At 74.3% G+C, this 1,767-nt stretch carries 2 protein-coding genes and 1 pseudogene; 1 reads left to right on the forward strand and 2 read right to left on the reverse strand.

Annotated features, from left to right (window positions below):
• Nucleotides 1-290: pseudogene (locus H5J30_RS31060) on the reverse strand (ABC transporter permease); the annotation flags it as partial.
• Between the two features lie 40 nt (nucleotides 291-330).
• On the reverse strand, nucleotides 331-1,266 hold the full coding sequence (locus tag H5J30_RS31065) for an ABC transporter ATP-binding protein (RefSeq protein WP_181790841.1): 936 nt from the start codon (nucleotides 1,264-1,266) through the stop codon (nucleotides 331-333).
• Between the two features lie 180 nt (nucleotides 1,267-1,446).
• Between H5J30_RS31065 and H5J30_RS31070 the strand changes: the two genes are divergently transcribed.
• Nucleotides 1,447-1,767: helix-turn-helix transcriptional regulator (locus tag H5J30_RS31070; protein ID WP_181790843.1), on the forward strand; the 321-nt coding region annotated here is incomplete at its 3' end.

The following is a 1,767-nucleotide window of genomic DNA, read 5'->3' on the forward strand; positions in this document are numbered from 1 at the left end:
TCGAAGCCGGTGCCGATGGCCTGGCCGGTGAAGGCTGTGGCCATGACGGCGAGCGCGATGGCGCCGGGGGCGAGGAAGTCGACGCGCCGGCCGGGGCCCGTGTCGACGACGTCGACCGTGCTGAAGAGCAGCAGCAGCACCGCCGGGATGATGAGGGTGAGGAGCAGCTGCTCGCCGTTGCGCAGGAGCAGCCGGGTCTCCAGTCCCGCCTGTGCGGCGACCATGCGGGGCAGCGGCGCCGCCCCGGGGCGCGGCGCGTAGACGCCGGTCCCCGCCTGCCGAGCACTCATGCGCGCGGATCCTTTCGCCCGTACCCCCGGATGGTCCTGTTCACGAGCGCAGATCCTTCCCCGTCAGCTCCAGGAAGACGTCCTCCAGCGTGCGCCGCTCCACCGTCATCTGCTCCGGCAGCACCCCGTTCTGCGCGCACCAGGTCGTGACCGTGGCCAGCAGTTCCGGGTTGATCTCGCCGCTTATCCGGTACGAGCCCGGGGCCAGCTCCAGCGCCGCGGTCTCCGGCGGCAGCGCCTTCAGCAGCGAGCCGAGGTCGAGGCCCGCGCGGCCGGTGAAGCGCATGGTGTTCTCCGCGCCGCCGCGGCACAGCTCCTCGGGGGTGCCCTCGACCAGCAGCCGGCCGCCGTCGATGATCGCGACCTTGTCGGAGAGCTGCTCGGCCTCGTCCATGTGGTGCGTGGTGAGCACCACGGACACCCCGTCGGCGCGCAGCTCGCGGATCAGCTCCCAGGTGGCGCGGCGGGCCTGCGGGTCGAGGCCGGCGGTCGGCTCGTCGAGGAAGACCAGCTCGGGGCGGCCGACGACGGCCATGGCCAGGGCGAGCCGCTGCTGCTGGCCGCCGGAGAGCCGGCGGTAGGGGGTGCGGCCGCAGGAGCCGAGGCCCAGCCGCTCCATCAGGGCGACGACGTCGAGGGGGTGGGCGTGCAGGCGGGCGATGTGCCGCAGCATCTCCTCCGCCCTGGCGGCGGGGTACACGCCGCCGGACTGGAGCATCACGCCGACGCGGGGCCGCAGCTCGGCGGCGTCGGCGAGGGGGTCGCGGCCGAGGACGCGGACGGTGCCGGCGTCCGGCCGGCGGTAGCCCTCGCAGATCTCGACGGTGGTCGTCTTGCCCGCGCCGTTGGGGCCGAGGACGGCGGTGACGTCGCCGCGGGCGGCGGTGAGGCCGAGCCCGGCCACGGCGGTCTTCTCGCCGTACCGCTTGACGAGGCCGGACACCGCGACGGCCGCGTCGGTGGAGGGCTGTTGCATGAGTGCGAGTCTAAAGAGCCCGCGGGGCCGGCCGGCGCCGCCCCGGGAGGGTTCACGCCAGGGGCGGGCCGCGCCCGTACGGAACTTAGGTAACCCTTAGTGACGTATTCCACCGCGCGGTGATCGGGGCCCGGCTTGTCGCATCGCGGCGAATTAAGCAACAATGGCGTTGTGAAAAACATGGACCCGGGTGCGAGCACCGCGAAGGACCAGGCGGCCGGGCCGGCCGCCGGTGCCGCCGTGCCCGGGGACGGGACGCGCAACCGCGTGGTCCGCTCCATCCTCGACCACGGCCCCTCGACCGCGGCCGACCTGGCCCACCGGCTCGAACTCACCCCCGCCGCCGTCCGGCGGCATCTCGACGCCCTCGTCGCCGAGGGCATCGTGGAACCACGCGACCAGCGGGTCTACGGGACCCGCGGGCGCGGCCGCCCGGCCAAGGTGTTCGCCCTGACCGACTGCGGCCGGGACGCCTTCGACCAGGCGTACGACCAGCTCGCC

Origin of the sequence: Streptomyces phytophilus (genome assembly GCF_013870535.1) — a bacterium.
In the GTDB taxonomy this organism is placed as follows: domain Bacteria; phylum Actinomycetota; class Actinomycetes; order Streptomycetales; family Streptomycetaceae; genus Streptomyces; species Streptomyces phytophilus.